Source organism: Anianabacter salinae, from assembly GCF_019061145.1.
GTDB classification, from domain to species: domain Bacteria; phylum Pseudomonadota; class Alphaproteobacteria; order Rhodobacterales; family Rhodobacteraceae; genus Anianibacter; species Anianibacter salinarum.
The window spans coordinates 230,901-256,133 of record NZ_JAHQZS010000001.1; the positions used below are offsets into that span (position 1 = coordinate 230,901).

At 66.1% G+C, this 25,233-nt stretch carries 25 protein-coding genes and 2 riboswitches; of the genes, 12 read left to right on the forward strand and 13 right to left on the reverse strand.

Features of this window, described 5'->3' with window-relative positions; translation table 11 throughout:
* Positions 1 to 63 precede the first annotated feature (63 nt).
* Positions 64 to 825 (reverse strand): NHL repeat-containing protein, encoded by a 762-nt coding sequence (locus KTJ87_RS01210; RefSeq protein WP_267137237.1) that lies wholly within the window; start codon positions 823 to 825, stop codon positions 64 to 66.
* A gap of 106 nt (positions 826 to 931) precedes the next feature.
* Between KTJ87_RS01210 and KTJ87_RS01215 the strand changes: the two genes are divergently transcribed.
* Together KTJ87_RS01215 and KTJ87_RS01220 are read left to right on the forward strand one after the other, a co-directional pair.
* Positions 932 to 1,609 (forward strand): SDR family oxidoreductase, encoded by a 678-nt coding sequence (locus tag KTJ87_RS01215; RefSeq protein WP_267137238.1) that lies wholly within the window; start codon positions 932 to 934, stop codon positions 1,607 to 1,609.
* Positions 1,603 to 3,132, forward strand: coding sequence for a cryptochrome/photolyase family protein (locus tag KTJ87_RS01220; RefSeq protein ID WP_323371564.1), 1,530 nt, complete (start codon positions 1,603 to 1,605; stop codon positions 3,130 to 3,132). Before KTJ87_RS01215 ends, KTJ87_RS01220 begins: the two co-directional genes overlap by 7 nt.
* A gap of 112 nt (positions 3,133 to 3,244) precedes the next feature.
* On the opposite strand, the gene KTJ87_RS01225 is transcribed toward KTJ87_RS01220, so the two are convergent.
* Positions 3,245 to 4,651 (reverse strand): MORN repeat-containing protein, encoded by a 1,407-nt coding sequence (locus tag KTJ87_RS01225; protein ID WP_407650465.1) that lies wholly within the window; start codon positions 4,649 to 4,651, stop codon positions 3,245 to 3,247.
* Positions 4,652 to 4,863: 212 nt separating this feature from the next.
* Between KTJ87_RS01225 and KTJ87_RS01230 the strand changes: the two genes are divergently transcribed.
* Both KTJ87_RS01230 and KTJ87_RS01235 read left to right on the forward strand, forming a co-directional pair.
* Positions 4,864 to 6,522 (forward strand): NAD+ synthase, encoded by a 1,659-nt coding sequence (locus KTJ87_RS01230; RefSeq protein ID WP_267137241.1) that lies wholly within the window; start codon positions 4,864 to 4,866, stop codon positions 6,520 to 6,522.
* A 222-nt stretch (positions 6,523 to 6,744) separates the two neighbouring features.
* Complete coding sequence (locus KTJ87_RS01235) at positions 6,745 to 7,338, forward strand: NAD(P)H-dependent oxidoreductase (RefSeq protein WP_267137242.1); 594 nt, start codon at positions 6,745 to 6,747, stop codon at positions 7,336 to 7,338.
* On the opposite strand, the gene KTJ87_RS01240 is transcribed toward KTJ87_RS01235, so the two are convergent.
* A complete protein-coding gene (locus KTJ87_RS01240; protein ID WP_267137243.1) occupies positions 7,335 to 8,285 on the reverse strand; it encodes a 1-phosphofructokinase family hexose kinase in 951 nt (316 codons plus the stop codon). The two genes, KTJ87_RS01235 and KTJ87_RS01240, sit on opposite strands and share 4 nt — an antisense overlap.
* 60 nt (positions 8,286 to 8,345) lie before the next feature.
* Positions 8,346 to 8,753 carry a metallopeptidase family protein gene (locus KTJ87_RS01245; protein ID WP_267137244.1) on the reverse strand — a complete coding sequence of 136 codons (408 nt, stop codon included), beginning with the start codon at positions 8,751 to 8,753 and terminating at the stop codon, positions 8,346 to 8,348.
* Positions 8,754 to 8,798: 45 nt separating this feature from the next.
* Between KTJ87_RS01245 and KTJ87_RS01250 the strand changes: the two genes are divergently transcribed.
* Together KTJ87_RS01250 and gltX are read left to right on the forward strand one after the other, a co-directional pair.
* Entirely contained in the window at positions 8,799 to 9,227 is a 429-nt protein-coding gene (locus KTJ87_RS01250; protein WP_267137245.1) for a DUF1801 domain-containing protein, read from the forward strand.
* Between the two features lie 54 nt (positions 9,228 to 9,281).
* Complete coding sequence (gene gltX / locus KTJ87_RS01255; RefSeq protein WP_267137246.1) at positions 9,282 to 10,604, forward strand: glutamate--tRNA ligase; 1,323 nt, start codon at positions 9,282 to 9,284, stop codon at positions 10,602 to 10,604.
* Positions 10,605 to 10,670: 66 nt separating this feature from the next.
* Here gltX and KTJ87_RS01260 read toward each other — a convergent pair whose 3' ends face one another.
* Positions 10,671 to 11,234, reverse strand: coding sequence for a gamma-glutamylcyclotransferase family protein (locus KTJ87_RS01260; RefSeq protein WP_267137247.1), 564 nt, complete (start codon positions 11,232 to 11,234; stop codon positions 10,671 to 10,673).
* Positions 11,235 to 11,308: 74 nt separating this feature from the next.
* A riboswitch (glycine riboswitch) is annotated at positions 11,309 to 11,400 on the forward strand.
* Positions 11,401 to 11,474: riboswitch (glycine riboswitch) on the forward strand.
* A 66-nt stretch (positions 11,475 to 11,540) separates the two neighbouring features.
* Here KTJ87_RS01260 and gcvT point away from each other — a divergent pair.
* The 3 genes from gcvT to gcvP are packed head-to-tail and all read left to right on the forward strand — an operon-like array spanning position 11,541 to position 15,942.
* On the forward strand, positions 11,541 to 12,671 hold the full coding sequence (gene gcvT / locus KTJ87_RS01265; protein WP_267137248.1) for a glycine cleavage system aminomethyltransferase GcvT: 1,131 nt from the start codon (positions 11,541 to 11,543) through the stop codon (positions 12,669 to 12,671).
* Positions 12,672 to 12,681: 10 nt separating this feature from the next.
* Complete coding sequence (gene gcvH, locus KTJ87_RS01270; protein WP_267137249.1) at positions 12,682 to 13,041, forward strand: glycine cleavage system protein GcvH; 360 nt, start codon at positions 12,682 to 12,684, stop codon at positions 13,039 to 13,041.
* A 57-nt stretch (positions 13,042 to 13,098) separates the two neighbouring features.
* Positions 13,099 to 15,942 carry an aminomethyl-transferring glycine dehydrogenase gene (gene gcvP, locus KTJ87_RS01275; RefSeq protein ID WP_267137250.1) on the forward strand — a complete coding sequence of 948 codons (2,844 nt, stop codon included), beginning with the start codon at positions 13,099 to 13,101 and terminating at the stop codon, positions 15,940 to 15,942.
* Positions 15,943 to 15,951: 9 nt separating this feature from the next.
* Here the strand turns inward: gcvP and KTJ87_RS01280 are convergent, their stop codons facing one another.
* From KTJ87_RS01280 to KTJ87_RS01300, 5 genes are all read right to left on the reverse strand, one after another.
* A complete protein-coding gene (locus tag KTJ87_RS01280) occupies positions 15,952 to 16,203 on the reverse strand; it encodes a hypothetical protein (RefSeq protein WP_267137251.1) in 252 nt (83 codons plus the stop codon).
* Positions 16,204 to 16,210: 7 nt separating this feature from the next.
* The gene (locus KTJ87_RS01285; protein WP_267137252.1) at positions 16,211 to 17,200 is read right to left on the reverse strand and encodes a DUF2254 domain-containing protein; all 990 of its coding nucleotides are present in this window, start codon (positions 17,198 to 17,200) and stop codon (positions 16,211 to 16,213) included.
* Positions 17,201 to 17,294: 94 nt separating this feature from the next.
* Positions 17,295 to 17,789, reverse strand: a complete 495-nt coding sequence (locus KTJ87_RS01290) for a histidine phosphatase family protein (protein ID WP_267137253.1) — start codon at positions 17,787 to 17,789, stop codon at positions 17,295 to 17,297.
* A gap of 63 nt (positions 17,790 to 17,852) precedes the next feature.
* On the reverse strand, positions 17,853 to 18,434 hold the full coding sequence (locus tag KTJ87_RS01295; RefSeq protein ID WP_267137254.1) for a L,D-transpeptidase: 582 nt from the start codon (positions 18,432 to 18,434) through the stop codon (positions 17,853 to 17,855).
* A gap of 191 nt (positions 18,435 to 18,625) precedes the next feature.
* Positions 18,626 to 18,832, reverse strand: coding sequence for a cold-shock protein (locus KTJ87_RS01300; RefSeq protein ID WP_267137255.1), 207 nt, complete (start codon positions 18,830 to 18,832; stop codon positions 18,626 to 18,628).
* 227 nt (positions 18,833 to 19,059) lie between these two features.
* Between KTJ87_RS01300 and KTJ87_RS01305 the strand changes: the two genes are divergently transcribed.
* Positions 19,060 to 19,626, forward strand: a complete 567-nt coding sequence (locus tag KTJ87_RS01305; protein WP_267137256.1) for an REP-associated tyrosine transposase — start codon at positions 19,060 to 19,062, stop codon at positions 19,624 to 19,626.
* Between the two features lie 85 nt (positions 19,627 to 19,711).
* On the opposite strand, the gene ettA is transcribed toward KTJ87_RS01305, so the two are convergent.
* Positions 19,712 to 21,367 (reverse strand): energy-dependent translational throttle protein EttA, encoded by a 1,656-nt coding sequence (gene ettA, locus KTJ87_RS01310; RefSeq protein WP_267137257.1) that lies wholly within the window; start codon positions 21,365 to 21,367, stop codon positions 19,712 to 19,714.
* Between the two features lie 110 nt (positions 21,368 to 21,477).
* The gene (locus tag KTJ87_RS01315) at positions 21,478 to 22,425 is read right to left on the reverse strand and encodes an MBL fold metallo-hydrolase (protein WP_267137258.1); all 948 of its coding nucleotides are present in this window, start codon (positions 22,423 to 22,425) and stop codon (positions 21,478 to 21,480) included.
* Between the two features lie 127 nt (positions 22,426 to 22,552).
* On the opposite strand from KTJ87_RS01315, the gene KTJ87_RS01320 reads away from it, so the two are divergent.
* Both KTJ87_RS01320 and dacB read left to right on the forward strand, forming a co-directional pair.
* Complete coding sequence (locus tag KTJ87_RS01320) at positions 22,553 to 23,164, forward strand: nicotinate-nucleotide adenylyltransferase (protein ID WP_407650444.1); 612 nt, start codon at positions 22,553 to 22,555, stop codon at positions 23,162 to 23,164.
* 54 nt (positions 23,165 to 23,218) lie between these two features.
* The gene (gene dacB, locus KTJ87_RS01325; RefSeq protein ID WP_267137259.1) at positions 23,219 to 24,703 is read left to right on the forward strand and encodes a D-alanyl-D-alanine carboxypeptidase/D-alanyl-D-alanine endopeptidase; all 1,485 of its coding nucleotides are present in this window, start codon (positions 23,219 to 23,221) and stop codon (positions 24,701 to 24,703) included.
* On the opposite strand, the gene KTJ87_RS01330 is transcribed toward dacB, so the two are convergent.
* A complete protein-coding gene (locus KTJ87_RS01330; protein ID WP_323371631.1) occupies positions 24,700 to 25,071 on the reverse strand; it encodes a tellurite resistance TerB family protein in 372 nt (123 codons plus the stop codon). The two genes, dacB and KTJ87_RS01330, sit on opposite strands and share 4 nt — an antisense overlap.
* Positions 25,072 to 25,233 lie beyond the last annotated feature (162 nt).

The window sequence follows — 25,233 nt, forward strand, 5'->3', positions numbered from 1 at the left end:
CTAGCGCCAACTGAGAGACTTGGAAACCCCCGAATCGAGTCGCCCCGTTTGGGCCTCTCCCACTCAGGATATCGCGCAATCGGCGCCGGGATCGGGTGGCTCTGCCCCCTCGGCCACCGTTGGCACATAGTCGAAGGCCGCGATGCGCGCGCCGCCGTCGAAGGCCATGAAGACAAGGTTCGCGCCGGGACGGATGGCGATGCCCTCGGGGTCGCGGCCATACTGGATCAGAGGCGTGACGCCCAGAAGCCGCCCCTCGGCGTCCAGTTCGAACAGGCTGTTGGTGCCTTCCCAGTCGTCAACCACCAGAAGATGCCCGGTGCGCGGATCACGCGCGATGCCCTGTGGTTCGGTCAGGCGCGGCTCATAGCTGTTGCCGTCGATTTCGCGCAGCACCTCGCCGCCCGGCGTGACCCACAGGATGCGGGCGGGATCGTCCTCGACAAGGATCAGGGTGCCGTCGTCGTCGACCGCGATGCCCTCGGTCATCGCACGGACCCCGGCAAGTTGAAACGGCGCGCCCCGCGCCGCGCCGTCCTTGGACAGGCGCTGATAGCTGCCCGAGCCGTCCGACACCAGAAGCCCGTCGCCGTCGAGGCTGATCGCCTTGATCCGGTAAAGATCGCTGCCGAACCGCCGCAGTTCCAGCCCGTCCAGGGTCACAAGGATCGTCTCGGGGCCTTCGTTGGCGATCCAGAGGCCACAGAAGCCGGGATCGTAGTCAAGGCTGGCCGGGCGGTTCAGATCGTAGAAGCCCGACAGCCGCAGCTCCAGCGCCTGCACGGGCAGGGCGGCGAGGCTGGCGGCAAGGGCAAGGCGGCGCATCAGGGCGGTCCTTGTCGGGGCGGATGGCACAAGGATGGCGCGCCGTGACCTTGGGTCAAATCACATCGTGATTGACCATGCCCTGCGCCGCGATACTTCCGCCTTCATGACACAGGCACGCGCACTCATCATCGGATCGACCGGCGGCATCGGCAGCGCGTTGTTCGCCGAGCTGGAACGGCGTCTCGGCGCGGGAAACGTGGTCGGCCTGTCGCGCAGCGGGCATGGACTCGACATCACGCGTGAGCCTTCGGTCGAGGCGGTGATGAACCGCCTGGAAGGGGAATTCGATCTGATCTTCGTGGCGACGGGGGCGCTTCAGATCGACGGCCAGCAGCCCGAAAAGGCCCTCAAGCACATCACCGAGCGTGCGATGCGCGACCAGTTCGAGGTGAACGCGCTTGGCCCGGCGTTGCTCTTGAAGCACGGTGTTCGGCTTTTGCCCAGGGACCGCCGCGCGGTCTTTGCCGTTATGTCGGCGCGCGTCGGGTCGATCGGCGACAACGGCAAGGGTGGCTGGTACGGCTACCGGACGGCCAAGGCGGCGGTGAACCAGATCGTCCATACGGCGGCGATCGAGCTTGGACGCACCCACAAACGGGCGATTTGCGTGGCGATGCACCCGGGCACGGTTGCCACGTCGTTCACCCGCGATTTCGTCAGCCCGGACAACGCGACACCGCCCGAACAGGCGGCGCGAAACCTGCTGGACGTGCTGGACGGCCTGACGCTGGACCAGTCGGGCGGCTTCTACGACTACGCGGGCAAGCCCATCCCGTGGTGACACGCCTGATCCTTGTGCTGGGCGACCAGCTGTCGCCCGAGGTGTCGGCGCTGCGCGAGGCCGACATGGACCGCGACGTGGTGGTCATGGCCGAGGTGATGGGCGAGGCGTCCTATGTGCCGCACCATCCCAAGAAGATCGCGTTCCTGTTCGCCGCGATGCGCAAGTTCGCGCAATCCTTGAAGGAGGACGGCTGGCGTGTCGATTACACCGCGCTGGACGATCCCGAGAACACACAGGCCATCGACAGGGAATTATTGCGCCGCGCCGAGGCGCATGGCGCGGATGAGGTCATCGTCACGGAACCCGGCGAATGGCGGCTGATCGAGGTGCTGAACGACGCGCCGCTCAAGGTGCGGCAGTTGCCCGACGACCGGTTTCTGGCCAGCCACGGGGAATTCGAGGACTGGGCCAAGGGCCGCAAGGCGCTGCGGATGGAGTATTTCTATCGCGACATGCGCCGCAAGACGGGCCTTTTGATGGACGAGGGCGATCCGGCGGGCGGCAAGTGGAACTTCGACCACGACAACCGCAAACCGGCGCCCGGCGAGGTGGAGTTCGGCGGTCCGATGCGGTTCACGCCCGACGAGATCACCGAGGATGTGCTGGCGCTGGTGCGCGATCGCTTTGGGTCCAACTTCGGCAGTCTCGACGATTTCTGGTTTGCTACGGACCGTGGGCAGGCCCGCCGCGCGCTGGCGCATTTCATTCGCGGTGCGCTGCCGCGGTTTGGCGATTATCAGGACGCGATGCTGCGCGACGATCGGTTCCTCTACCACTCGGTCATCTCAATGTATCTCAACGCCGGGCTGCTTACGGTCATGGAGATCTGCGAGGCAGCCGAAGCCGCTTACCGGCGCGGAGACGTCCCGATCAACGCGGCCGAGGGGTTTATTCGCCAGATCATCGGCTGGCGCGAATACATGCGCGGGATATATTTCCTCGAAGGACCGGATTATGTCCGCCGCAACGTGCTGAACCATCAGCGGGCGCTGCCGGGGTTCTTCTGGGATGCAGGCACCGACATGCTGTGCGTCGCAAAGACGGTGCAGCAGACCCGGGACGAGGCCTATGCCCACCATATCCAGCGCCTGATGGTAACGGGCAACTTCGCGCTTCTGGCCGGGGTGAACCCCTATGAGGTGCATGAATGGTATCTGGCTGTCTACGCCGATGCCTATGAGTGGGTCGAGGCGCCGAACGTCATCGGGATGAGCCAGTTCGCCGACGGCGGTATCGTGGGATCAAAGCCGTATGTCTCGTCGGGGTCGTACATCGACCGGATGTCGGACTACTGCGGGGCCTGTGCGTACTCGGTCAAGACCAAGACCGGCGCGGGGGCGTGCCCCTTCAACCTGCTGTACTGGGACTTCCTTGTCCGCCACCGCGACAGGTTCGGGAGCAACCCCCGCATGGGCCAGATGTATGCCACCTGGGACCGGATGAAGGACGACCGGAAAGACACGATCCGGCGAGAAGCTGCTGTGTTTCTGGACCGGCTGACGAAAGGAGAGCGGGTTTAGGGCCGGGAAGGCGGGATAAATCCCGCTCTACGAAGGGGACGAGCCGCGCATGCCGTCCTGTAGGGCGGGACTCGTACCGTCGCATCCCGACAAGCAAGTGCGCCAACCCGCTTCAGTTCTGCGCCTCGTCCTCGCCGCTGCCCTCTCCGGTGTCCTGCGCCACCGTCTCGATCAGCGCGCCGCGTTCCCACTGGCCGGTCGCAGTCTCGCCGCTGGCGTAGCGGATCGTGCCGAGGCCCTGCCGCTTGCCGTTGGCAAACGTGCCTTCATAGACGTCGCCATTGGCATAGGTGGCCACGCCCTGGCCTTCGATCTCGCCGTCGGTCCAGCCGCCGGTGTAGGTAAAGCCGTCGGCCATCGTGATCGTGCCCTCGCCTTCGCGAACGCCGTCGACGAACTCGCCCTCGTAGACGGTGCCATCTGCATAGGTGGCTGTCCCGGTGCCGTGGCGCTGGCCCTCTTGCCACTGGCCGACGTAGGTATAGCCGTCGGGATAGGTCATCGTGCCCTGGCCGTGGTTCTTGGCGTTGAGGAACTCGCCCTCGTAGACCATGCCGCCCTGGTAGCGGGCGACGCCGGTGCCCTCGATCACACCCTCACGCCATTCGCCTTCGTACGAAGAACCATCGGGGTAGGTGATGCGTCCGGTGCCGTGGGCAAGGCCGTTCTCGAAGCTGCCGACATAGACCGACCCGTCGGGATACGTCACCTGGCCTTCGCCTTCGATCCGGCCCGACACCCATTCGCCGTTGTAGGTGTAGCCGTCGATGCCGGTGAACGTGCCGGTGCCGTGGCGCTTGTCGTTCAGGAACTGGCCCTCGTAGACGTCGCCGTTGGCGTAGATCACCTTGCCGGTGCCCTCGCGCTCGCCGCCCGCCAGATCGCCTTCGTAGACATCGCCGTTGGCCTGGGTCAGCGTGCCCGACCCGCTGATCTGGTCGCCGCTCCAGCCGCCGGTATAGCGCAGCCCGTCAGGCATCGTCAGCGTGCCCTGACCCTCACGCTCGCCCGCGACAAGGTCGCCCTCATAGATCGCCCCGTCGGAATAGACGACGCGGCCCGAGCCTTCCTTGACGCCGTTCACCCAGTCGCCTTCGTAGACATAGCCGGTGGGGCTTTCCATCCGGCCGCGCCCGTGATGTTCGGCGTTCAGAAAGCCGCCCTCGTAGACGACGCCGTTGGCGTATTCGGCGCGGCCCTCGCCGGTGATCTTGCCATCGGTCCAGTCGCCTTCATAGGTGCCGCCGTCCGCGAAGGTGATCTTCCCGAATCCCTCGGGCTTGCCGCGGGCAAAGCTGCCCTCGTAGAGCGATCCGTTGGGGAACCGTGCCGTGCCCTGGCCGCGGATCTCGCCGTCGATCCATTCGCCGGTGTATTCATAGCCGTTCGGCAGGATGTAGGTGCCGGTGCCGTGCTGCTTGCCGTCCCTGAAGGTGCCCTCGTAGACGCCGCCGTCGTCGTATTGCTTGACGACGATCTCGCTGTCGTCCTGTGCCAGCGCGGCGCCGGGCGCCGCCATGACCAGCGCCAGCGCCACGGCGCGTGCGAAGGCTCTTGTATCTGGAAAGCGTCGCCCCAGGTCCGCCATGTGGTAATGCCCCAAGCCTGTCGTGAACGGATGCCGCCCGAACCTAGAGGACGCCATCCCGCCTTACAACGCTTTTGACGGCTGCTCGGCTTTCCACCGCCACCGGTTCTGCTAGACAGGCCGCGCATTTGACGGAGATGTGAATGTCCGACCGCTTTCGACTGACGCTGGCACAGCTCAATCCGGTGATGGGCGCGATCGAGGAAAATGCCGACCAGGCGTTCCTCGCCTGGGAAGAGGCACGATTGGCGGGCGCCGACATGGTCGCGCTGCCCGAGATGTTCATCACCGGCTACAATGCGCAGGATCTGGTGACGAAGCCGGCCTTCCACCTGCACGCGATGCGCGCGATCGAGGCGCTGGCGGTGCGCACGGCGGATGGTCCCGCGATGGGCATCGGCGGCCCCTGGGCCGAAGGCGGGCAGCTGTTCAACGCCTACTGGATCCTTGGCGGCGGCAAGGTGAAGAGCCGGGTGCTGAAGCATCATCTGCCGAACGAGACGGTGTTCGACGAGGTGCGCGTTTTTGATGCCGGGCCGCTGGGCGGTCCCTATTCCGTTGGCAACACGCGCATCGGCACCCCGATCTGCGAGGATGCCTGGCACGAGGATGTCGCCGAGACGCTGGCCGAGACCGGGGCCGAGTTCCTGCTCGTGCCGAACGGGTCGCCCTATTACCGGGGCAAGCACGACACCCGGATGTCCCACATGGTCGCCCGCGTGGTCGAGACCGGCTTGCCGCTGATCTATCTCAACATGATCGGCGGGCAGGATGACCAGGTGTTCGACGGGGCGAGTTTCGCGCTCAATCCCGGCGGCCAGCTTGCCGTCCAGCTTACCGCGATGGAGCGCTGCATCGCCCATGTCGATCTTGATCGTGGCCCCGAGGGATGGCGCATTCAGCCGTCCGACAAGGCGATGCTGCCCGATGCCTGGGAATTCGACTATCACGTCATGGTGCAGGCCTTGCGCGACTACATGGCCAAGACCGGCTTCAAATCGGTCGTTTTGGGGCTGTCGGGCGGGATCGATTCTGCGCTGGTCGCCGCCATTGCTGTCGACGCCATCGGGCCAGGCAACGTGCATTGCGTGATGCTGCCGTCGGAATACACGTCAGAGCATTCGCTGGAGGATGCGGCGGGCGTGGCCCGCGCGCTGGGTTGCCCCTTGCGGACGCTGCCGATCACCGGCGCACGGGCGGCGGTGACCGAGACGCTGGCGCCGGTGTTCGAGGGGCTGGCCCCGGACCTGACAGAGGAGAACCTGCAATCACGGCTGCGCGGCCTTCTGCTGATGGCGCTGTCGAACAAGTTCGGGCACATGCTGCTGACCACCGGCAACAAGTCCGAGGTCGCGGTTGGTTATGCCACGATCTACGGCGACATGGCGGGCGGCTACAATCCGATCAAGGACCTTTACAAGACACGGGTGTTCGAGACCTGCCGCTGGCGCAATGCCAACCACCGCGACTGGATGCTGGGGCCCGCAGGCGAGGTGATCCCGCCGCGCATCATCTCGAAACCGCCATCGGCAGAGCTGCGCGCGGACCAGAAGGACGAGGACAGCCTGCCGCCCTATGACGTCCTTGACGCGATCCTCGAAGGGCTGATCGACCGCGAGGCGTCGCTGCAGGAGCTGGTTGCGGAAGGCTTTGATGCCGATACCGTGCGCAAGATCGAGCACCTGATCTACATTTCTGAATACAAACGGTTCCAGTCGGCGCCGGGCACCCGGCTGACCAAGCGCAGCTTCTGGCTCGACCGGCGTTATCCCATCGTGAACCGTTGGCGCGATCCGGGCTGAGCGCGAAAGAGCTGGCCTGCGGAGCGGGGATCGGGATGCCGAACGCGCCGTGTTCCATGATCGGCAAGGTCGAAGTTGACCGAACACTTTGCGCGCAACGGTCTGTGCGCTGCCGCATGATCTGAATTCCCGCACAGGTGCGGCGCGCGCCCGCACGGGACAAGTGGCGCCGGGAACCATACCTGAGGGTGGAGGAATTGACCCACCAAAGGAGTGTTTCCCATGGCTACCCCCAAGATCGCGATCATCTTCTATTCGACCTACGGAACCAACCACCAGATCGCCGCTGAAGCCAAGCGCGCGGCTGAAGAGGCCGGCGCCGAGGTTCGGTTGCTGCGCGTGCCCGAGACCGCCCCCAAGGACGTTGTCGAAGGCCAGGACGCCTGGAAGGCGCAGGCCGAAAAGTCGTCGGACATCCCCGAAGTGACCCACGCCGACATGGAATGGGCGAACGGCTATTTCCTTTCGGCGCCGACGCGTTATGGCGTCGTGGCCAGCCAGATGCGCGCGTTCATCGACACGCTTGGCCCGCTCTGGATGGAAGGCAAGCTGGCGAACAAGACCTTCACCGGCACCACCTCGGCGCAGAACGTGCACGGCGGTCAGGAAACCACGCTGCAAAGCCTTTACGTCACCGCGATGCACTGGGGCGCGATCATCGTCGCACCCGGTTACACCGATCCTGCGCTGTTCGAGTCGGGCGGAAATCCCTACGGCTATTCGGCGCAAGCCGGGCAGTTCGACGACAAGGGCAAGGCAGCCGTGGCGCACCAGGCCAAGCGTCTGGTCGAGTTCACCGCCAAGATCGCAGGCTAAAGCCGGGTCACGCGCGTCTCTTCCATGAGGCGCCGGGTCAGTTCGGGGTCACACAGCCGTGTGGCCTCGGACGCCACGGCGGCGCTTGCCGCCGCCACCCCCGCCCGCAGGCAATCCTCGGGCGATGCGCCGCGCGCGGACCACAGCGTATAGGCGCCGACAAAGCTGTCGCCCGCGCCGACCTTTGACACGACCTGCACCGGTGCGCCGACGGCGTGCCAGCTTTCCCCGCTTGTCGTCATCACCGATCCGTCCGCGCCGCGCGCGACGATAACGGTGCGGGCGACCCCCCGGTCCACGAGGCCGCGCGCGAAGTCCGCCGTGTCGGTGCGTTCCGGCAGAACGCGCCCCGCCAATTCTTCGGCCTCGGCCCCATCCATCCGCAGGACGGAGATCGCCTCGTGCGGCTCGGCGGCCAGATGGTGCAGGGCCGGGCCAGAGGTATCGACGATCAGACGCGCGCCGCGTCCCTCGACGTGGCTGGACAGGATCGAGGGGAAATCCTTGGCGACGCCCGGCGGCTGGCTGCCGGACAGCACGACATAGGTATCCTCGCCTGCGGCCTGGTCTATGGACCGCAGGCCGCGCTGCACGTCTTCTTCCGTCCAGATCGGACCGGGCATGACGAAGCGGTATTGCTCGCCGCTGGTCTCGTCGATGACAGAGGTGCTTTGCCGCGTCTCGCCGGGGCCCTGAAAGGCGACCGTCGGCACGCCTTCCAGCGCCAGAAGCTGCAACAGTTGCGCGCCCGCCGCCCCGCCGATGGCCACCAGCGCAGTCGCCTGCCCGCCCAAGAGGCGCACGGCCCGCGCCACGTTGATGCCGCCGCCGCCCGGATCGATCTGCGGCTCCGAGCAGCGCAGTTTCTCCTCGGGATAGACGCGCGGGGCGGAGGTCGAGAAATCGACGGTCGGGTTCAGCGTGATGGTGACGATGTCGGTGCGCATGGGCGGTTTCCTCGGGTTGCCCCATCGCTACCCAAGACGGTCAGGGATGAAAAGACGCGCCTACAGCCACCACGGGTCAATCGACGCGATATCGTCGTCGTCCCAACCAAGATGATGGGCCATCTCGTGAACCAGCACATGGGTGACAAGCTGGCCCAGCGTCACGTCGCCCCGTTCCGCCCATTCGTCGAGAATCGGGCGCCGGAACAGCCAGACCGTGTCGGGGCCCATCGGCTGATCCATCACCGATTTCTGCGTGAGGGGAACCCCGTCATAGAGACCGGTGAGGCCGAAGGGATCATCGATCTCCATATCGTCCAGCAAGTCGTCCGGGGCGAAATCCTCGATCCGCACGCGGACCTCGCGGGTGGCGCTGGCGAAGGGTTCGGGCATCGCGGCGCGTGCGGCGTCGCACAGCGTCTCGAAGGCGGCAAGATCGGGGGCGACGAGATCGGCGGGATTGTCCATGCCCGCTATATGCCGCCTCGGCGCGGCCTGTGCTAGGGTGAGACCATGAGCACGAACAAGACAGTCGAGACCGGCGCCTCGGTCGCCGAGTTCCTTGCGGCGGTGGAACCCGAACGTCGGCGCGGCGATGCGCTGCGGCTGGATGCGATCTTTCGGGACGCAACGGGCTTTGCGCCGCGTATGTGGGGGCCGTCGATAATCGGATACGGCCGCTACCACTACAAGTACGACAGCGGGCACGAGGGCGATTTCCTTGCCACCGGATTCGCGCCGCGCAAGACCAATCTGGTGGTCTACATTCTGCCCGGATACGCCGATTTCGGCGATATCCTGAACCGGCTGGGGCCGCACAAGGCTGGCAAGTCCTGCCTTTACCTCACCTCGCTGGCCAGGGTCGACGAGGGCGCGCTGCGCGAGTTGATCGCGGCGGGGCTGGCGGATCTTGCGCGGCGCTGGCCGGTGCAGCCGACCTGATTTCTGGACTTCCCCCGCTACGCATGACAATCACCCGCGCGACAGGAGACACCCATGACCGTGACCCGTTTCGCGCCGTCGCCCACCGGCTATATCCATGTGGGGAACCTTCGCACCGCGCTGTTCAATTTCCTGATCGCGCGCAAGGCGGGGGGCACCTTCATCCTGCGTCTCGACGATACCGACCCCGAGCGGTCGAAAGAGGAATACGTCGACGCGATCAAGGACGACCTCGAATGGCTGGGCCTGACATGGGACCGGGTCGAGCGGCAGTCGCAGCGGCTGGACCGCTACGCCGCCGCCGCAGACGCGTTGCGTGACAAGGGCCGGTTCTACGAGGCGTTCGAGACGCCGACCGAGTTGGACCTCAAGCGCAAGAAGCAGCTCAACATGGGCAAGCCGCCGGTCTACGACCGCGCGGCGCTGGCGCTGTCCGAGGATGAGCGCGCCGCGCTGCGGGGCGAGCGCGGACAGGGCGTCTGGCGGTTCAAACTGGATCACGAGCGGATCGAATGGACCGATGGCATCCTTGGCCCGATTTCCATCGACGCGGCCAGCGTATCCGATCCCGTGCTGATCCGGCAGGACGGTCAGGTTCTCTATACGCTCGCCTCGGTCGTGGACGACACCGAGATGGGCGTGACCCATGTCGTGCGCGGGTCGGACCACGTCACCAATACCGCGACCCAGATCCAGATCATTCAGGCGCTGGGCGGCGATGTGCCGTCCTTCGCGCACCATTCGCTTCTGACCGGGCCGCAGGGCGAGGCGCTGTCGAAGCGGCTGGGCACCCTGTCGCTGCGTGACCTGCGCGCGCAGGGCGTTCAGCCGATGGCGCTGTTGTCGCTGATGGCCCGGCTGGGGTCCGCCGATCCGGTGGAAGTCCGCGGCTCGGTCGACGAGTTGGTCGAAGGCTTCGACATCGCGCGCTTCGGCTCGGCGCCCACGAAGTTCGACGAGCGCGACCTGTTCCCGCTGACCGCCCGCGTGCTGCAAGGCACGCCGTTCGAGGCGGTGAAGGACGAGATCGCGGCGCTGGGTGTGCCGGACGCGGTCGCGCCGCGCTTCTGGGAGGTCGTGCGCGACAACATCACGGTCAAGGCCGAGATGGCCGGATGGTGGGACGTGCTGCGCGGCGCGATCACGCCGCAGGTGGCTGATGAGGACCGCGATTTCGTCGCCGAAGCCTTCGCCATGCTGCCCGAGCCGCCCTATGACGCGGGCACCTGGAGCGCCTGGACGAACGCGGTCAAGGACAAGACCGGGCGCAAGGGCAAGGGGCTGTTCCTGCCGCTGCGCCACGCGATCACCGGGCAGTCACGCGGCCCTGAAATGGCCGATGTCATGGCGCTGATGCAGGTGAAGCCGTCGCTTTGATTACCCACGTCGCGCCGGTTGAGGGCGCGGATATGCGTATTTGAGCAAAGAAGAAACGAGGGACGGTTATCTGACGATGACCGTCCCTGTCTCGCCAAGGAGGTCCGTGACCAGCGCGCGCTCGTCCGGCGTCAGGGTCTGGTGGCGCGGGTAAAGCGGCGCGGCCCGATCGTCGCGCACCGGGCGGTCCCAGCCTTCCGTGGTGCCAAAGAAGCGGTGCACGCCGTCTTCGCCGAATTCGCGCAGGTAGCCCTGGACCACGACGTCGAGATAGCTGAGCAGGATCGGAGCGGGGGCCTCTACCGCCAGAAAGCTGGCGCGCGGCACGGCATAGACCTGCACCGCAAGGGGGCGGTCCACGGGATGCGCCACCGTCTCGGTGACATGGTGGCGGCCATAGCCCGCCTCGCGCGTGTCGAGAGCGGCCCAGTCGTTGCCGGGCACGCCCGCGATCAGCCCCTCGATGGTGCGGCCCTCGGCGCGGATGCCGGTCAGCGTCGCCGGGTGGCGCGAATCGACAGTGACCCAGGCGCGGCCCCAGCCGGTCAGGCGTGCGCGGTGGGCGTCGGTGTAGGCATGGGTCGCGCGGTTCACGAGCGAGCCGTAGCCGAAGAAAAACGGATCTGACATGCGCCCGAAGATGGCGGTGCACGGCCGAAATGCAAGCCGCTTGCCATGAGCCAAGGCCTGTCGTAGCGTCCGCGTCATCCGCAAGGGGAGACACGGGCCGAAACGCCCGGGCCGAAGGAGCAACCGCCCCGGTAAACTCTCAGGCACAAGGGACCTTTGCGGGCCGAACACTCTGGAGAGACCCCTGCAAGGGGGCGCCGAAGGGATAACGATCTCAGGCGAAAGGACAGAGGGGGCACCGGCGGGTATATTGCCCGCGATTGGTGCCGGTCGGGCAATGCCCCCGGTTTTGGAAACGGGGGCGCTATGGGCGATCTGAAACGCACGGTCCTGCACGACATGCATCTGGCGCTGGGCGCACGGATGGTGCCGTTCGCCGGATATGACATGCCGGTGCAATACGCATCCGGCGTGATGAAGGAACATCTTCACACGCGCGAGAAGGCCGGGCTGTTCGATGTCAGCCACATGGGGCAGGTGATCCTGCGGCCCGCGTCGGGGGATGTGGAGGGCGCGGCGCTTGCGCTTGAGGCGCTGGTGCCGGTCGATGTGGCGGGGCTGGCCGAGGGGCGGCAGCGCTATGCCGTGTTCACCGCCGAGGATGGCGGCATCCTGGACGATCTGATGATCGCGCGGCGGGCGGATCATCTGTTCCTGGTGGTCAACGCGGCCTGCAAGGCCGAGGACATCGCGCATTTGCGGGCGCATCTGCCGGACCAGGTGACGGTCGAGGAAATCACCGACCGGGCGCTTCTTGCGCTGCAGGGACCCGAGGCAGAGCGGGTGCTTTCCGCGCTGCTGCCGGGTGCGGCTGGGATGCGGTTCATGGACAGCGCGGTCTTCGACAGCCAGTTCGGCGCGCTCTGGGTCTCGCGCTCGGGCTACACCGGCGAGGACGGTTATGAGGTGTCGGTGCCCGAAGCGCATGCCGTCGCCTTTGCCGAGGCGCTGCTGGCAGACAACGACCTGCAACCCATCGGCCTTGGTGCGCGCGATTCGCTGCGGCTGGAGGCGGGGCTTTGCCTTTATGGGGCGGACATCGACACCGGCACGTCGCCGGTCGAGGCCGATCTGGTCTGGTCAATCCAGAAGGTGCGGCGTTCCGGCGGCGCGCGCGCAGGCGGTTTCCCGGGCGCCGAGACGATCCTTCGCCAGATCGACGAAGGGGCCAGTCGCAAGCGCGTCGGGCTGCTTCCGGACGGGCGCGCACCGATGCGGGCAGGCACGGAAATCTATGCCCAAGAGAGCGGCGGCCACCCGGTTGGAACGGTCACGTCCGGGGCGTTCGGCCCTTCGATCGGCCAGCCGATGTCGATGGCGTATGTTTCGGTGGACTGCGCCGAAAAAGGTCGCAAGCTGTGGGGAGAGGTGCGCGGCAAGCGGCTTCCTGCGCTGGTGGCCGCGATGCCGTTCCACCCCCATGCCTACAAACGCTGAGAGGACCCACATGAAGTATACCGAAGACCACGAATGGCTCCGCGTCGAGGACGACCTGGTCCTGGTCGGGATCACGGAACACGCCAGCGAGCAGCTTGGCGACATCGTCTTTGTCGAATTGCCCGAGTTGGAAACGCAGGTTTCCAAGGGCGACGAGGTGGTGGTGATCGAATCGGTCAAGGCCGCGTCGGACATCCTTGCACCCGTCGATGGTGAGGTTGTCGAGGTGAACGACAAGCTGGTCGACAACCCGGGCCTCGTGAACGAGGACCCGACCGGCGACGCGTGGTTCTTCAAGCTCAAGGTCGACGATTTGTCGGTGCTCGACGAGTTGATGGACGAGGACGAATACAAGGACCTGATCGGCTAGGGCCTCTGGCCCGTCCGAGTGATGCATGCCGTGCCCCCGCGGCCGGAAGGAGCAGTCATGAGCTATCGCGCGACACGCTACGACACCTACGATTTCGCGAACCGGCGGCATATCGGCCCTTCGCCGTCCGAGATGGACGAGATGCTGAAAGTCGTTGGCGCGGGCAGCCTCGATGCGCTGATCGAGGAAACCGTGCCGCGCTCGATCCGGCAGGAGACGCCGCTGAACTGGCCGCCGATGACCGAGTTCGCGGTGCTTAACCGGCTGCGCGAGGTGGGGGCGAAGAACAAGGTCATGACCTCGCTGATCGGGCAGGGCTATTATGGCTGCGTCACGCCGCCGGCGATCCAGCGCAACATCCTTGAGAACCCGGCGTGGTATACGGCGTATACGCCCTATCAGCCCGAGATCGCGCAGGGGCGTCTTGAGGCGCTTCTGAACTTCCAGACGATGGTGTCCGACCTTACCGGCCTCGAGATCGCCAACGCGTCGCTTCTGGACGAGGCGACGGCGGCGGCGGAAGCGATGGTCATGGCCGAGCGGGTGTCGAAGTCGAAGGCCAAGGCGTTCTTTGTCGACGAGAATTGCCATCCCCAAGTGATCGCGGTGATGCGGACGCGGGCGGAACCCCTTGGTATCGGCATCTTGACCGGTACGCCGGACGCGCTTGACCCGGCGCAGGTGTTTGGGGCGATCCTGGCCTATCCTGGCACCTACGGCGATGTGCAGGATTTCACCCCGTTGATCGCCGCGCTGCACGAGGCAAAGGCCATTGCGATCATGGCGACCGACCTTCTGGCGCTGACTATCCTCAAGGAACCGGGCGCGATGGGCGCGGACATCGCCATCGGGAGCGCGCAGCGGTTCGGGGTGCAGATGGGCTATGGCGGCCCGCATGCCGCCTTCATGGCCTGCCGCGAGGAGTACAAGCGGTCGATGCCGGGGCGCATCGTGGGGGTCTCGGTGGACAGCCGGGGCAACCGTGCCTACCGGCTGGCGCTGCAAACGCGCGAACAGCATATCCGCCGTGAAAAGGCGACGTCGAACGTCTGCACCGCGCAGGCGCTTCTGGCGGTGATGGCGTCGTTCTACGCGGTGTTCCACGGGCCCGAGGGGCTGCGCGCCATCGCCGAGATGGTGCATTTCAACACCGTCCGGCTTGCGGACCGCCTGAAGGGCGCGGGCTTCAAGGTGTCGCCGCGCGCGTTCTTCGACACGATCACGGTCGAAGTCGGCGCGATGCAGGGCGTGATCCTGCGCTCTGCCGTGGCCGAAGGGATCAACCTGCGCAGGATCGGCACGACCCGGATCGGCATGTCCATCGACGAGACGGTCGGCAGCGAGATCATCGAGAAGGTGTGGCGCGCCTTCGGCATCGAGGCGAGCGCGGGCAGCCGGGCGCAGGACATCGGCTTTCCCGATGCCCTGATCCGCCAGTCCGGCTATCTCGATCACCCGATCTTCCACATGAACCGCGCCGAAGCCGAGATGATGCGCTACATGCGCCGCCTGGCGGACCGCGACCTTGCGCTGGACCGGGCGATGATCCCGCTGGGGTCCTGCACGATGAAACTGAACGCGGCGGTCGAGATGATGCCGGTGTCCTGGCCGTCCTTCGCCTCGCTGCACCCCTTTGCGCCGTCCGATCAGGCGCAGGGCTATACCGAGATGATCGACGATCTGTCGGCCAAGTTGTGCGAGATCACCGGCTACGACGCGATGTCGATGCAGCCCAATTCCGGCGCGCAGGGCGAATATGCCGGGCTGATGTCCATCGCCGCCTTTCACCGCGCGCGGGGACAGGGACACCGCACCGTGTGCCTGATCCCGATGTCGGCGCATGGAACCAACCCCGCCAGCGCCCAGATGGCGGGCATGAAAGTGGTGGTCGTGAAGTCGGCAGAGAACGGCGATATCGACGTGGAGGATTTCCGGGCCAAGGCCGAGGCGGCGGGCGACGATCTGGCCGCCTGCATGATTACGTATCCGTCCACGCATGGCGTGTTCGAGGAAACCGTGCGTGAGGTCTGCAAGATCACCCATGACCACGGCGGGCAGGTGTATCTGGACGGTGCGAACCTGAACGCGATGGTCGGGCTGGCCAAGCCGGGCGAGCTGGGCGCGGACGTGAGCCACCTCAATCTGCACAAGACGTTCTGCATCCCGCATGGTGGCGGCGGGCCGGGGATGGGGCCGATCGGGGTCAAGGCGCATCTCGCGCCGCACCTGCCGGGTCATCCGGCGACCGGCGGCGAGGGTCCGGTAAGTGCGGCGCCCTTCGGGTCCGCCTCGATCCTGCCGATCAGCTGGGCTTATGTGTTGATGATGGGCGGCGCCGGGCTGACGCAGGCGACCAAGGTTGCGATCCTGAACGCCAACTACATCGCGAAGCGGCTGGAAGGTGCCTATGACGTCCTGTTCAAGGGGCGCGGCGGGCGCGTCGCGCACGAGTGCATTCTTGACACCCGGCCATTTGCGGACGGCGCAGGCGTGACTGTGGACGACATCGCCAAGCGGCTGATGGACAACGGCTTTCACGCCCCGACGATGAGCTGGCCGGTGGCGGGAACGCTGATGGTCGAGCCGACGGAATCCGAGACCAAGTCAGAGATCGACCGCTTCTGCACCGCCATGCTGGCGATCCGGGACGAGATTCGCGACGTGGAAGACGGACGGCTCGATGCCGCGAACAATCCTCTCAAGAACGCGCCGCACACCGTCGAGGATCTGATCGGCGACTGGGATCGTCCCTACAGCCGCGAGGCCGCGTGCTATCCGCCCGGCGCGTTCCGGGTCGACAAGTACTGGCCGCCGGTGAACCGGGTCGACAACGTTTACGGCGACCGGAATCTCGTGTGCATCTGTCCACCAGTGGAAAGCTACGCCGAGGCGGCCGAGTAGCCTTGGGCGTCAGGCTTCGTTGACTGGCATCTTCGGAACGCCGTCCTTGGCCGGGGCAAGCGCCGTGATCTGGTCAAGGTCCTCGACCAGCGGGATGCCGCCCCTCGCATAGGTCAGCGCGCGCGACGACAGCGCCATCGCTGCCTTGGCAATCGCCGGGTCGCGGTGGCGCGACAGGCGCCTGTAGGCGGCTTGCACGGACATCTGCACTTCGCGGAACCCGCGTCCGTCCCGCGCGATGGGATCGAAGACCGCCAGCATCAGCTGTTCAAGGTCGAGGCCCGGCGCGTAGACCGCTGGCGCGGGGGGGGGTATCCAAAACGCGCTCGACCTCGATGTCGTCGATCAGCCCGGTCAGGCGGGCCACCGCGTCGATGGCCGTGCCGGGATCGTTGATACCGGGCGACAGGGCGCGCTCTGCGATCTCGGTCATCACCATCAGGGCAAAGACCGGGTCCTGGCCGTAGTCGCGGCTCTGGCCAAGCGTGATCGCCGCCGCGATGCTGGAAGCGATGCTGTCGTCCAGATCGGCGATGCTGATCCAGGCCAGCACATCGCCCTTGCCCACCAGATCACCGGGCGCGACGGCGAGCCAGATCGCGGCGCCTTCGGCCTCGGCGACTGATGACAGCGCGGCGGTGCCGATGTTCTGCACATGGCCAAAGCCGCGGGCCAGCACCGCGGAGGCGTCCGCAGGGACCGGGGGCGCATCGGCCAGGGACCGTGCGCCGAGGAAGGGCCGTTCAAGATGGCCGCGCAAGGTGCCGCGCGCGCAGTCCTCCACCCGGTCGAGCGTCGATTCCACGCTGCCAAGCCCTGTGAGATGCGCGACCCAGCGCAGGATCGCGATCACCACAAGCAGGATCACGGCGATGGACACGAGGTAGATCAGCGCGACCTCGCGTCCCTGGATCAGCCCGACGCTGAGCATCACGGTAAGGGTCAGGGCGTAGATGAAGGCTCCCACGAAAGTGGCGATCACGGCATGGGTGCGCCCGTCTTCGCGCAGCAAACGGTGCGCGCGCGGCGTGGCCGAACCGTCGGCGGCAAGATGCGCCGACACCATGATCGACAGCGAGAAGGTCGTGACGGCCAGCATCGAATTGGTCAGGATCGCCAACAGACGCTCCAGCGCGCCCGGCTCGATGGCAAAGGGCAGGCTGAACGGCAAGAGCGTGAAGAAGGGCGCCAGAAGCGCCGTCACCAGCGCCAGAAGCGCGAACAGCGAGGTGCGCACCCAAAGGCGGCGCGCGAACACACGCAGATTCCATGCAAGAGACGAGAGCATCCGGTTCGTTCCCATCGTGAACGGTTTCGCCCCGGTTCTAGGGGGTTACAGCGTGGTTCGCCAGCTAGACCGGGGGGCCGAACTGCCTTTGCTCGACGGAGAAGCCCCTGCCGCCTTGCGTGACGACGAAGATTTGCCCGTAGTCCAGCGGCGGATCGCCCGGCAGGGCGAAGGCGGACCAGATGTCCGTCAGGTTGTCCTTGTTGCCGACCCAGACGACCGTCCGGTCGCCTTGCGCTGCGATGCCCTTGGCAGCGGTCTCTGCCGGGATACGGGTGATCGTCAGGCCCGTCGCGGCGGCAAGGGGCGCGGCGGTGTCCAGATTGCGCTGAATCCCGGGAGAGAGGATCGCGTCGATCTTCTGATCGGACAGCGCCGCAGGCAGGGCAGCGGCGCGGGCGCGGCCAGCCTCGTTCAGATCATCGCCGCTGCGGTCGGCGTGGCGCAGGGCGATCAGGCGCATCCCTGCGGGGTAGCTTGCCGCACGTCCACCGGCGCAGGCTGCCGCCAGACTTGCCGCCCCAAGGATCAACACTGTGCGCCGTGTCGCTGGTGCCATCGTCGCCCCCGCATCCCTTCCGTTGCGTCAAGGATAGCGTAAGGCGGGCAATTTTTCCAGTCTTCAGACCACCGTCACCGGCGTTCCGACCGGCACCTGATCATACAGATGTTTGACGTGGCTGTTCAGCATCCGGATGCAGCCCGACGAATCCGAGCGTCCGATGGACTCGGGCTGGGTCGTGCCGTGGATGCGGTAATAAGTGTCGCGGCCGTCCTTGAAGAGGTAGAGCGCCCGCGCGCCCAGCGGGTTCCCGGGGCCGCCCGGCATGATGTAGTCATCATCCCCGACGAATTTCGGATACTGCTGCGGGTTGCGTTCGATCATCGCGGCGGTGGGGCGCCAGCTTGGCCATTCGGCCTTGCGCCCGACGACCGCCTTGCCCTGGAACGACAGCCCAGCGCGGCCGACGCCGACGCCGTAGCGGATCGCCTTGTTCTGCTCGACCACCCAGTAGAGGAAGTGCTTTTGCGGCATGACGATGATCTGCCCGGGCGTGATCTCGTCTGCGGTGCGGACGTAGCGTGGACGCAGCGGTTCGGCGAGCTCGAACTCCTTGACCTGCGCGGCGGCGAGGGTTGGCGCGGCCAGCGCGGCGACCCCTGTGGCAAGACCATTGGCAAGAAATCTGCGGCGGCTGGGCATGGGGGCTGTCCTCCGGAACGGCTGGTGTGGCATCCAGAATGCCACGCTCATGTCTGGTCAGGCAACGCCGTGTGCATATGGATGGGTTCCGGGGCGTGGCAGGGGTTGCCGCTTGGTCACCCCTCCATGCAAAACGGCGCGCGCCCGGTGGGGCACGCGCCGTCAATCAGATCAGTGTCCTTGCGGACGGATCAGGCGAGCGACAGGTTCGTCGCGTTTTCGCGGCCGTCGCGGCCGGTCTCGAGGTCAAAGGTGACCTTCTGGTTGTCGGAGAGACCGGTCAGACCCGAGCGCTCGACTGCAGAGATGTGCACGAACACGTCCTTGCCGCCGGTGTCAGGTGCGATGAAGCCGAAGCCTTTGGTGGTGTTGAACCATTTCACGGTGCCAGTGGCCATGTGAGTTTTCCTTCATTTCGCTGCCCGCGGAAGTGCGGCAGCCCGGCTCGTCACGTCAAGAATTCGAATGCTGTGAGCCGTGGTCGGAAAACAGATGGTCGAAGAGAAGATCGGTAGCGACCATCAATATGCGCGTTCCGGTGGGCTTTGGCAAGGGGGCGTGCAGGTGGGACGGCCCCGGTTCCGGGATTCACGATTCCTCAATGTCGATGCCGGACGCTTGCGCGATGCCAAGGTATCTTCGCCCCGAACCGACACCGGCCCCCGTCTTCTTCACCGTCTGCCTTGCCAGGCGCGGAAGCACCGCGCTTGTGGATCATCTGGATGTTCTGCGAAACGCGGTGCGTGTTACTTTGGCGGCCCGCCCCTGCGAAATTCTCGCCTGGGTGGTCCTGCCCGACCACATGCATGCGATCTGGCGCCTTCCTGAAAGCGATCCCAACTATTCCCAGCGCTGGGGGCGGGTCAAGGCGCGCTTCAGCCGCGACGCCTGTAGGGCGGGACTTGTCCCGCCGCCCCCTGTCGGCACCGCAAACGGCGGCGTGAACCCCGCATTGCGGCGCAAGGGCGAACTCGGGATCTGGCAGCCCCGCTTCTGTGAGCATCATTGCCAAAGCGAGCGCGATCTGCAGACTCATCTGCGCTATTGCTGGGCGAACCCGGTGAAGCATGGCTACTGCGCCAAGCCATCGGATTGGGCGGCCTCGTCGATCCACCGCGATATCCGGCGCGGTCTGGTCGAAGCGGAATGGTCCGGGGAGCCGGACGCGGGCAATTTCGGCGAGGCAGCGTAGGGCGGGACTTGTCCCGCCTTGTGCACGGCCGGGAAGTCAGAGCGATAGAGCCGGGGGGAGGCGGGACAAGTCCCGCCCTACGGGTCTACCTCGCAAACTTCTTGTACTTGATCCGCTTCGGCTCCACGGCATCAGCCCCCAACCGGCGTTTCTTGTCTTCCTCGTAGTCCTCGAAGTTGCCTTCGAACCATTCCACATGCGCCTCGCCCTCGAAGGCGAGGATGTGGGTGCAGATGCGGTCGAGGAAGAAACGGTCGTGCGAGATCACCACGGCGCAGCCGGCGAAATCCACCAGCGCGTCTTCCAGCGCGCGCAGGGTTTCGACGTCGAGATCGTTCGTCGGTTCGTCGAGCAGCAGCACGTTGCCGCCCGATTTCAACAGCTTGGCCATGTGGACGCGGTTGCGTTCGCCCCCCGACAGCAGGCCGACGGTCTTCTGCTGGTCGCCGCCCTTGAAGTTGAAGGCCGAGCAATAGGCGCGGCTGTTCATCTGGGCGTCGCCCAGCTGGATCACCTCGCCGCCGCCGGAAATCTCTTCCCAGACGGTCTTCTTCGGGTCGAGCGCATCGCGGGACTGGTCGACATAGGACAGCTTGACCGTATCGCCGTATTCGACCGTCCCCGCATCTGGCGCTTCCTGCCCGGTCAGCATCCGGAACAGCGTGGTCTTGCCCGCCCCGTTGGGGCCGATCACGCCGACGATGCCGCCGGGGGGCAGCGAGAAGGTCAGGTTCTCGACCAATAGTTTGTCGCCCATCGCCTTTTGCAGGCCTTCGACTTCGATCACCTTGGAGCCAAGGCGCTGGCCGTTGGGGATGATGATCTGTGCATTCGCCAGCTTTTCGCGCTCGGACTGGTTGGCGAGGTCGTTGTAGGCGTTGATCCGCGCCTTGGACTTGGCCTGCCGCGCCTTGGCGCCCTGGCGGATCCATTCCAGTTCGCGTTCCAGCGTCTTGTGGCGCGACTTGTCCTCGCGCGCTTCCTGCGAAAGCCGCTTGGCCTTCTGTTCCAGCCAGGCGGAATAGTTGCCCTCGTAGGGAATGCCGCGCCCGCGATCCAGTTCCAGAATCCAGCCGGTGATGTCGTCGAGGAAATAGCGGTCGTGGGTCACGATCAGGATGGTGCCCTTGTAGGCGATGAGGTGCTGTTGCAGCCACGAGATCGTTTCTGCGTCGAGGTGGTTGGTCGGTTCATCCAGAAGCAGCATGTCGGGCGCTTCGAGCAGCAGCTTGCACAGCGCGACGCGGCGCTTTTCGCCGCCCGACAGGGTCGAAACGTCGGCCTCGTCCGGCGGGCAGCGCAGGGCTTCCATCGCGACGTCGATCTGCGCGTCGAGATCCCACAAGTTCTGGCTGTCGATCTCGTCCTGAAGCGCGGCCATCTCGTCGGCGGTCTCGTCCGAGTAGTTCATCGCCAACTCGTTGAAGCGGTCGAGCTTGGCCTTCTTGGCGGCGACGCCCTCCATCACGTTGCCGCGCACGTCGAGCGACTCGTCAAGCTGCGGCTCCTGCGGCAGATAACCGACGCGCGCGCCCTCTGCGGCCCAGGCCTCGCCGGTGAAATCCTTGTCCATGCCCGCCATGACGCGCAGCAGGGTGGATTTACCCGAGCCGTTGACGCCGACGACACCGATCTTCACGCCCGGCAGGAACGACAGTCGGATGTTCTCGAACACCTTCTTGCCGCCGGGATAGGTCTTGGACAGACCGTCCATGTGATAGACGTACTGGTAAGATGCCATTGCGAAGTCTCCGGGCGTCAAAGGTCGTGGTCAGGCCCGTGTGTATTGGTCAGGACGGGGGGAGCGCAAGGTTGCGCGGGGGCCCGGTGCCGGGCCCCCGCAACAGGCGTTCAGGCCTGATAGTCGTAGTTGGCTTCCACGGCGCGAAAGCCGTCGCCGTCGGGCGTGATATTGGCCAGCCCGGGGAAGGTCATGTGGCTGCCTGCCACCATCAGCCGGTCCGCTGCGGCGCGGTCAAGGATGCGGGCGCGCGTCTCGGCCGCCTGTGCTGGATCGACGTCGAAGCCGATGGTGACCGGGGGGCGGGCGAACTGCACCGGCGGGACATGCACGATGTCGGCCCAGATCAGCAGCGCGTCGTCGCCCGAGGTCAGCATGAAACCGCTGTGCCCGGGGGTGTGGCCCGGCAGCGGCATCGAGGTGATGCCCGGCGCGATCTCGGTCTCGCCCGAGAACGGGCTAAGCCGGTCGCCATAGGCGGACAGCACGCCTTGCGCGATCTGCTTGAAGCCCTGCGAGGCGTCGTCGAAGTTGCTGTCGTCCATCCAGAAGCCGCGCTCTGTCTCGGATACCACCAGTTCGGCATTCGGGAACAGCGCGCTGCCCTCCAGCACGGCGCCGCCGACATGGTCGGGGTGCAGGTGCGTGGCGACCAGGTGGGTGATCTGCGCGGGGTCGATGCCCGCCCCTGCCAGATTCATCGGCAGCTTGCCGAGCGTGTCGCCCATGGCGCCGCCCGTGCCCGCATCGACCATGATCTTCAGATCGCCCGATTCGATGAGGAAGGCGTTGACCGCCGAGGGATATGTTTCGGGATCGCGGAAGGCGGCGCGCATCAACTCGTCATAGCCCGCGGCGTCGATGCCGCTCAGGGCTTCGGGACCGATGTGAAGAAAGCCGTCGTTCAGGGCGGTGACGGTCATCTCGCCGACTCGGAACTTCCGGGCGGCCGGGATCGCGGGGGCGCCGCCGCCGTGGGCCGCGGCGAAGGTCACCCGGGGAAGCCCGAGGCCAAGGCTGGCGGCGGCGGTGGCGGCAAGGAAATCTCTGCGGTGCATGATAGCTCCCTTTCGGTTGTGGCACTGCGAGAGGTAGCGCACGCGGCGCCCCGGCCAATGGCCCGCGTTGCCCAAGGCGCGGCGCGGCGCTAGACCTGTGCGGACGCAGCGAAGGGAACCCGTTTTCATGAACGCGCACGGGCCGGATATGCCGATGGCGGCAAGGGGCCAGAGGATCGGTCTCCTGGGCGGGTCGTTCGATCCGCCGCATGCCGGGCACCTGCATATCTCGCGGGAGGCGTTGAAGCGGTTCCGGCTGGATGCCGTGTGGTGGCTGGTGTCGCCGGGCAACCCGCTCAAGTCCGAGGGACCGGCGGACCTGCCGCTGCGGATGGCGGCGGCCCGGGATCTGGTGCACGATCCGCGCATCGTCGTCACCGATCTGGAGGCCCGGCTTGGCACGCGCTTTACCGCCGAGACGCTGGAAGCCCTGTTCCACCATTACCGGGGCGTCCGGTTTGCATGGCTGATGGGCGCGGACAACCTTGCCAGCTTTCACCGCTGGGACCGCTGGCAGTGGATCATGTCCAACGTGCCCATCGGCGTGATCGCGCGTCCCGGCGACCGGATGGGAGCGCGCCATTCACCTGCTGCGGCGAAGTTCGACCGTGCGCGCCTGCCTGCCGCGAGGGCAGGTCTCTTAGCTGTGATGGCTGCGCCCTGTTGGTGCTTTCTGAATGTGCCTATGGTAAAAATGTCATCTACGGAAATCCGTTCACAGGGTGGATGGGTCAGATAGTTGCGCGACTCAGGCTGCAAAACCTAGAGGTGCGCGGGGGCAGGAGGTGATACCGTGGCATTGACCCGCCGCATCTTCCTGGGGTCTGCGGCTGCCACCGCAGCGAACGCCGCGTGGGCGGGAGCGCCGACCCTGTCGTCGCGCCCTGTCGCGCGCCCAGCCGATTTTCACAAGCGCGCCGTCCGCTCCCCCGAGGATCTGATCGCCGAGGCCGCGCTGAGCGGCAAGATCGGCTATGTCGTCGCGGATGCCGCGTCTGGCGAGGTTCTGGAAACGCACAGCCCGCTGGTCAGCCTTCCGCCTGCAAGCACGACCAAAGCGATCTCGGCTCTTTATGCGCTCGACAGGCTGGGGGCCGGATACCGGTTCAAGACGCGTTTGCGCGCGCTGGGCGAGATGAAAAACGGCAAACTCGACGGCGATCTGTGCCTTGAGGGCGGCGGCGATCCTACGCTCGACACCGACGCACTCGGCGACATGGCGCAGCAGCTGAAAGAGGCCGGGCTGCGCGAGATCACCGGGCGGTTCGTCGTTCACACCGATGCGCTGCCTTCGATCTTTTCCATCGATCCCGGCCAGCCGGATCATCTTGGCTACAGTCCCGCGGTGTCCGGGCTGAACCTCAACTACAACCGAGTGCATTTCCAGTGGGCCAAAGAGGCGAACGGCTACACCGTCAGCATGGATGCGCGGGCCAGTCGGTTCAGCCCCGAGGTCGGCATCGCCCGGATGACGGTCGTCGACCGCGACTTGCCGGTCTACACCTATGCCGATCAAGGCGGATCGGATCTGTGGACCGTGGCGCGCCCCGCGCTGGGCAATGGTGGAAGCCGGTGGTTGCCGGTACGCAAGCCCGAACTCTATGCCGCCGAAGTGTTCCAGACGCTGGCCCGCTCGCATGGCATCGTCCTGCCGCGCGCCGAGGTCGATGACGGCCCTGTGCGGGGCCGCATCATGGTCGAGCGGCCAAGCGCGCCCCTGCTCGACGTCTTGCGCGACATGATGAAGTGGTCAACCAACCTGACTGCCGAGGTGGTGGGTCTGACGGCGACGCAGATGGCGGACCGCGAGGCTGGTTCACTGGACGATTCGGCGCGCGAGATGAACGTGTGGCTGCGCGACCGCTATGGCGTGAACCGGCTTCGGTTCGTGGATCATTCGGGGCTGGGCGACGGATCGCGTGCCGCCGCCGTCGACATGGTGCGGGTGCTGGTGCAGGCCGGCCCTTCGGGTGCCTTGCGGTCCCTGATGAAGGACATCCCGCTGCGCGATGACAATGGTGCGCCGATGACGGGGCATCCCGTTGCGGTTCAGGCAAAGACCGGAACCTTGAATTTCGCAAGCGCGCTGGCCGGTTACGTCACCGCGGTGGGTGGGCGCGACCTGGCATTCGCCATCTTCACGGCGGACATGGACGCGCGGGCGCGCATCGCGCCCCAAGACCGTGAACGGCCCGACGGATCGCGAGAGTGGATCGGGCGGTCGCGCGCGCTGCAGCTCAAGCTGCTGGAGCGCTGGGGCATCGCCTATGGCGCCTAAAGCGTGATGTGCCGGGCCCGCGCGGCGCGTTCGATGGCGGCGGCGGCAAGACGCTCGATGTTGAAGGCATAGCGGAACTCGTCGAGCAGGCGCAGCTCGTCGTCGCCAAGCCGTCCGTCCGACGCCGCGACATCGCAGGCCAGCGCATAGGCAGTCTCGTGCACCCGGTCGGGAAGGTTTTCGAGGATGAGCGCAAGCAGGGTGTCGAGCCCGTCCTCGTCTGCGTAAAGGTCGAACACGACCTCGCTGACGACCTTCAGACGCTCGGGGTCATACTCGGCGAAGACCGGCAGGTGATTGACGATCTGCTCGATGGTGATCAACTCGACCGTGCGCACGTCCTCGTCCGAGGCCGAGACGGCGATCATCACGGCGACGAGCGCGTCTTGCGGGGACCATTCGGGCGGAAACTTGGACACTTGGGGCACCTTCCAGGATCATGTTGCGCGTGCAGAATATTGACGCTTCCGGCAGGCGGCAATAGGTAGGCGCACCGTCCACAACGCGACCCTATCATGGAAGGCGACATC

Coding starts and splice junctions, on each gene's coding strand:
- KTJ87_RS01210 (WP_267137237.1), bottom strand. CDS start 825: ATGCGCCGCCTTGCCCTTGCCGCCAGCCTCGCCGCCCTGCCCGTGCAG.
- KTJ87_RS01215 (WP_267137238.1), top strand. CDS start 932: ATGACACAGGCACGCGCACTCATCATCGGATCGACCGGCGGCATCGGC.
- KTJ87_RS01225 (WP_407650465.1), bottom strand. CDS start 4,651: ATGGCGGCGCCCGGCGCCGCGCTGGCACAGGACGACAGCGAGATCGTC.
- KTJ87_RS01230 (WP_267137241.1), top strand. CDS start 4,864: ATGTCCGACCGCTTTCGACTGACGCTGGCACAGCTCAATCCGGTGATG.
- KTJ87_RS01235 (WP_267137242.1), top strand. CDS start 6,745: ATGGCTACCCCCAAGATCGCGATCATCTTCTATTCGACCTACGGAACC.
- KTJ87_RS01240 (WP_267137243.1), bottom strand. CDS start 8,285: ATGCGCACCGACATCGTCACCATCACGCTGAACCCGACCGTCGATTTC.
- KTJ87_RS01245 (WP_267137244.1), bottom strand. CDS start 8,753: ATGGACAATCCCGCCGATCTCGTCGCCCCCGATCTTGCCGCCTTCGAG.
- KTJ87_RS01250 (WP_267137245.1), top strand. CDS start 8,799: ATGAGCACGAACAAGACAGTCGAGACCGGCGCCTCGGTCGCCGAGTTC.
- gltX (WP_267137246.1), top strand. CDS start 9,282: ATGACCGTGACCCGTTTCGCGCCGTCGCCCACCGGCTATATCCATGTG.
- KTJ87_RS01260 (WP_267137247.1), bottom strand. CDS start 11,234: ATGTCAGATCCGTTTTTCTTCGGCTACGGCTCGCTCGTGAACCGCGCG.
- gcvT (WP_267137248.1), top strand. CDS start 11,541: ATGGGCGATCTGAAACGCACGGTCCTGCACGACATGCATCTGGCGCTG.
- gcvH (WP_267137249.1), top strand. CDS start 12,682: ATGAAGTATACCGAAGACCACGAATGGCTCCGCGTCGAGGACGACCTG.
- gcvP (WP_267137250.1), top strand. CDS start 13,099: ATGAGCTATCGCGCGACACGCTACGACACCTACGATTTCGCGAACCGG.
- KTJ87_RS01280 (WP_267137251.1), bottom strand. CDS start 16,203: ATGCTGGCGGTCTTCGATCCCATCGCGCGGGACGGACGCGGGTTCCGC.
- KTJ87_RS01290 (WP_267137253.1), bottom strand. CDS start 17,789: ATGGCACCAGCGACACGGCGCACAGTGTTGATCCTTGGGGCGGCAAGT.
- KTJ87_RS01295 (WP_267137254.1), bottom strand. CDS start 18,434: ATGCCCAGCCGCCGCAGATTTCTTGCCAATGGTCTTGCCACAGGGGTC.
- KTJ87_RS01300 (WP_267137255.1), bottom strand. CDS start 18,832: ATGGCCACTGGCACCGTGAAATGGTTCAACACCACCAAAGGCTTCGGC.
- KTJ87_RS01305 (WP_267137256.1), top strand. CDS start 19,060: ATGCCAAGGTATCTTCGCCCCGAACCGACACCGGCCCCCGTCTTCTTC.
- ettA (WP_267137257.1), bottom strand. CDS start 21,367: ATGGCATCTTACCAGTACGTCTATCACATGGACGGTCTGTCCAAGACC.
- KTJ87_RS01315 (WP_267137258.1), bottom strand. CDS start 22,425: ATGCACCGCAGAGATTTCCTTGCCGCCACCGCCGCCGCCAGCCTTGGC.
- KTJ87_RS01320 (WP_407650444.1), top strand. CDS start 22,553: ATGAACGCGCACGGGCCGGATATGCCGATGGCGGCAAGGGGCCAGAGG.
- KTJ87_RS01330 (WP_323371631.1), bottom strand. CDS start 25,071: ATGATCGCCGTCTCGGCCTCGGACGAGGACGTGCGCACGGTCGAGTTG.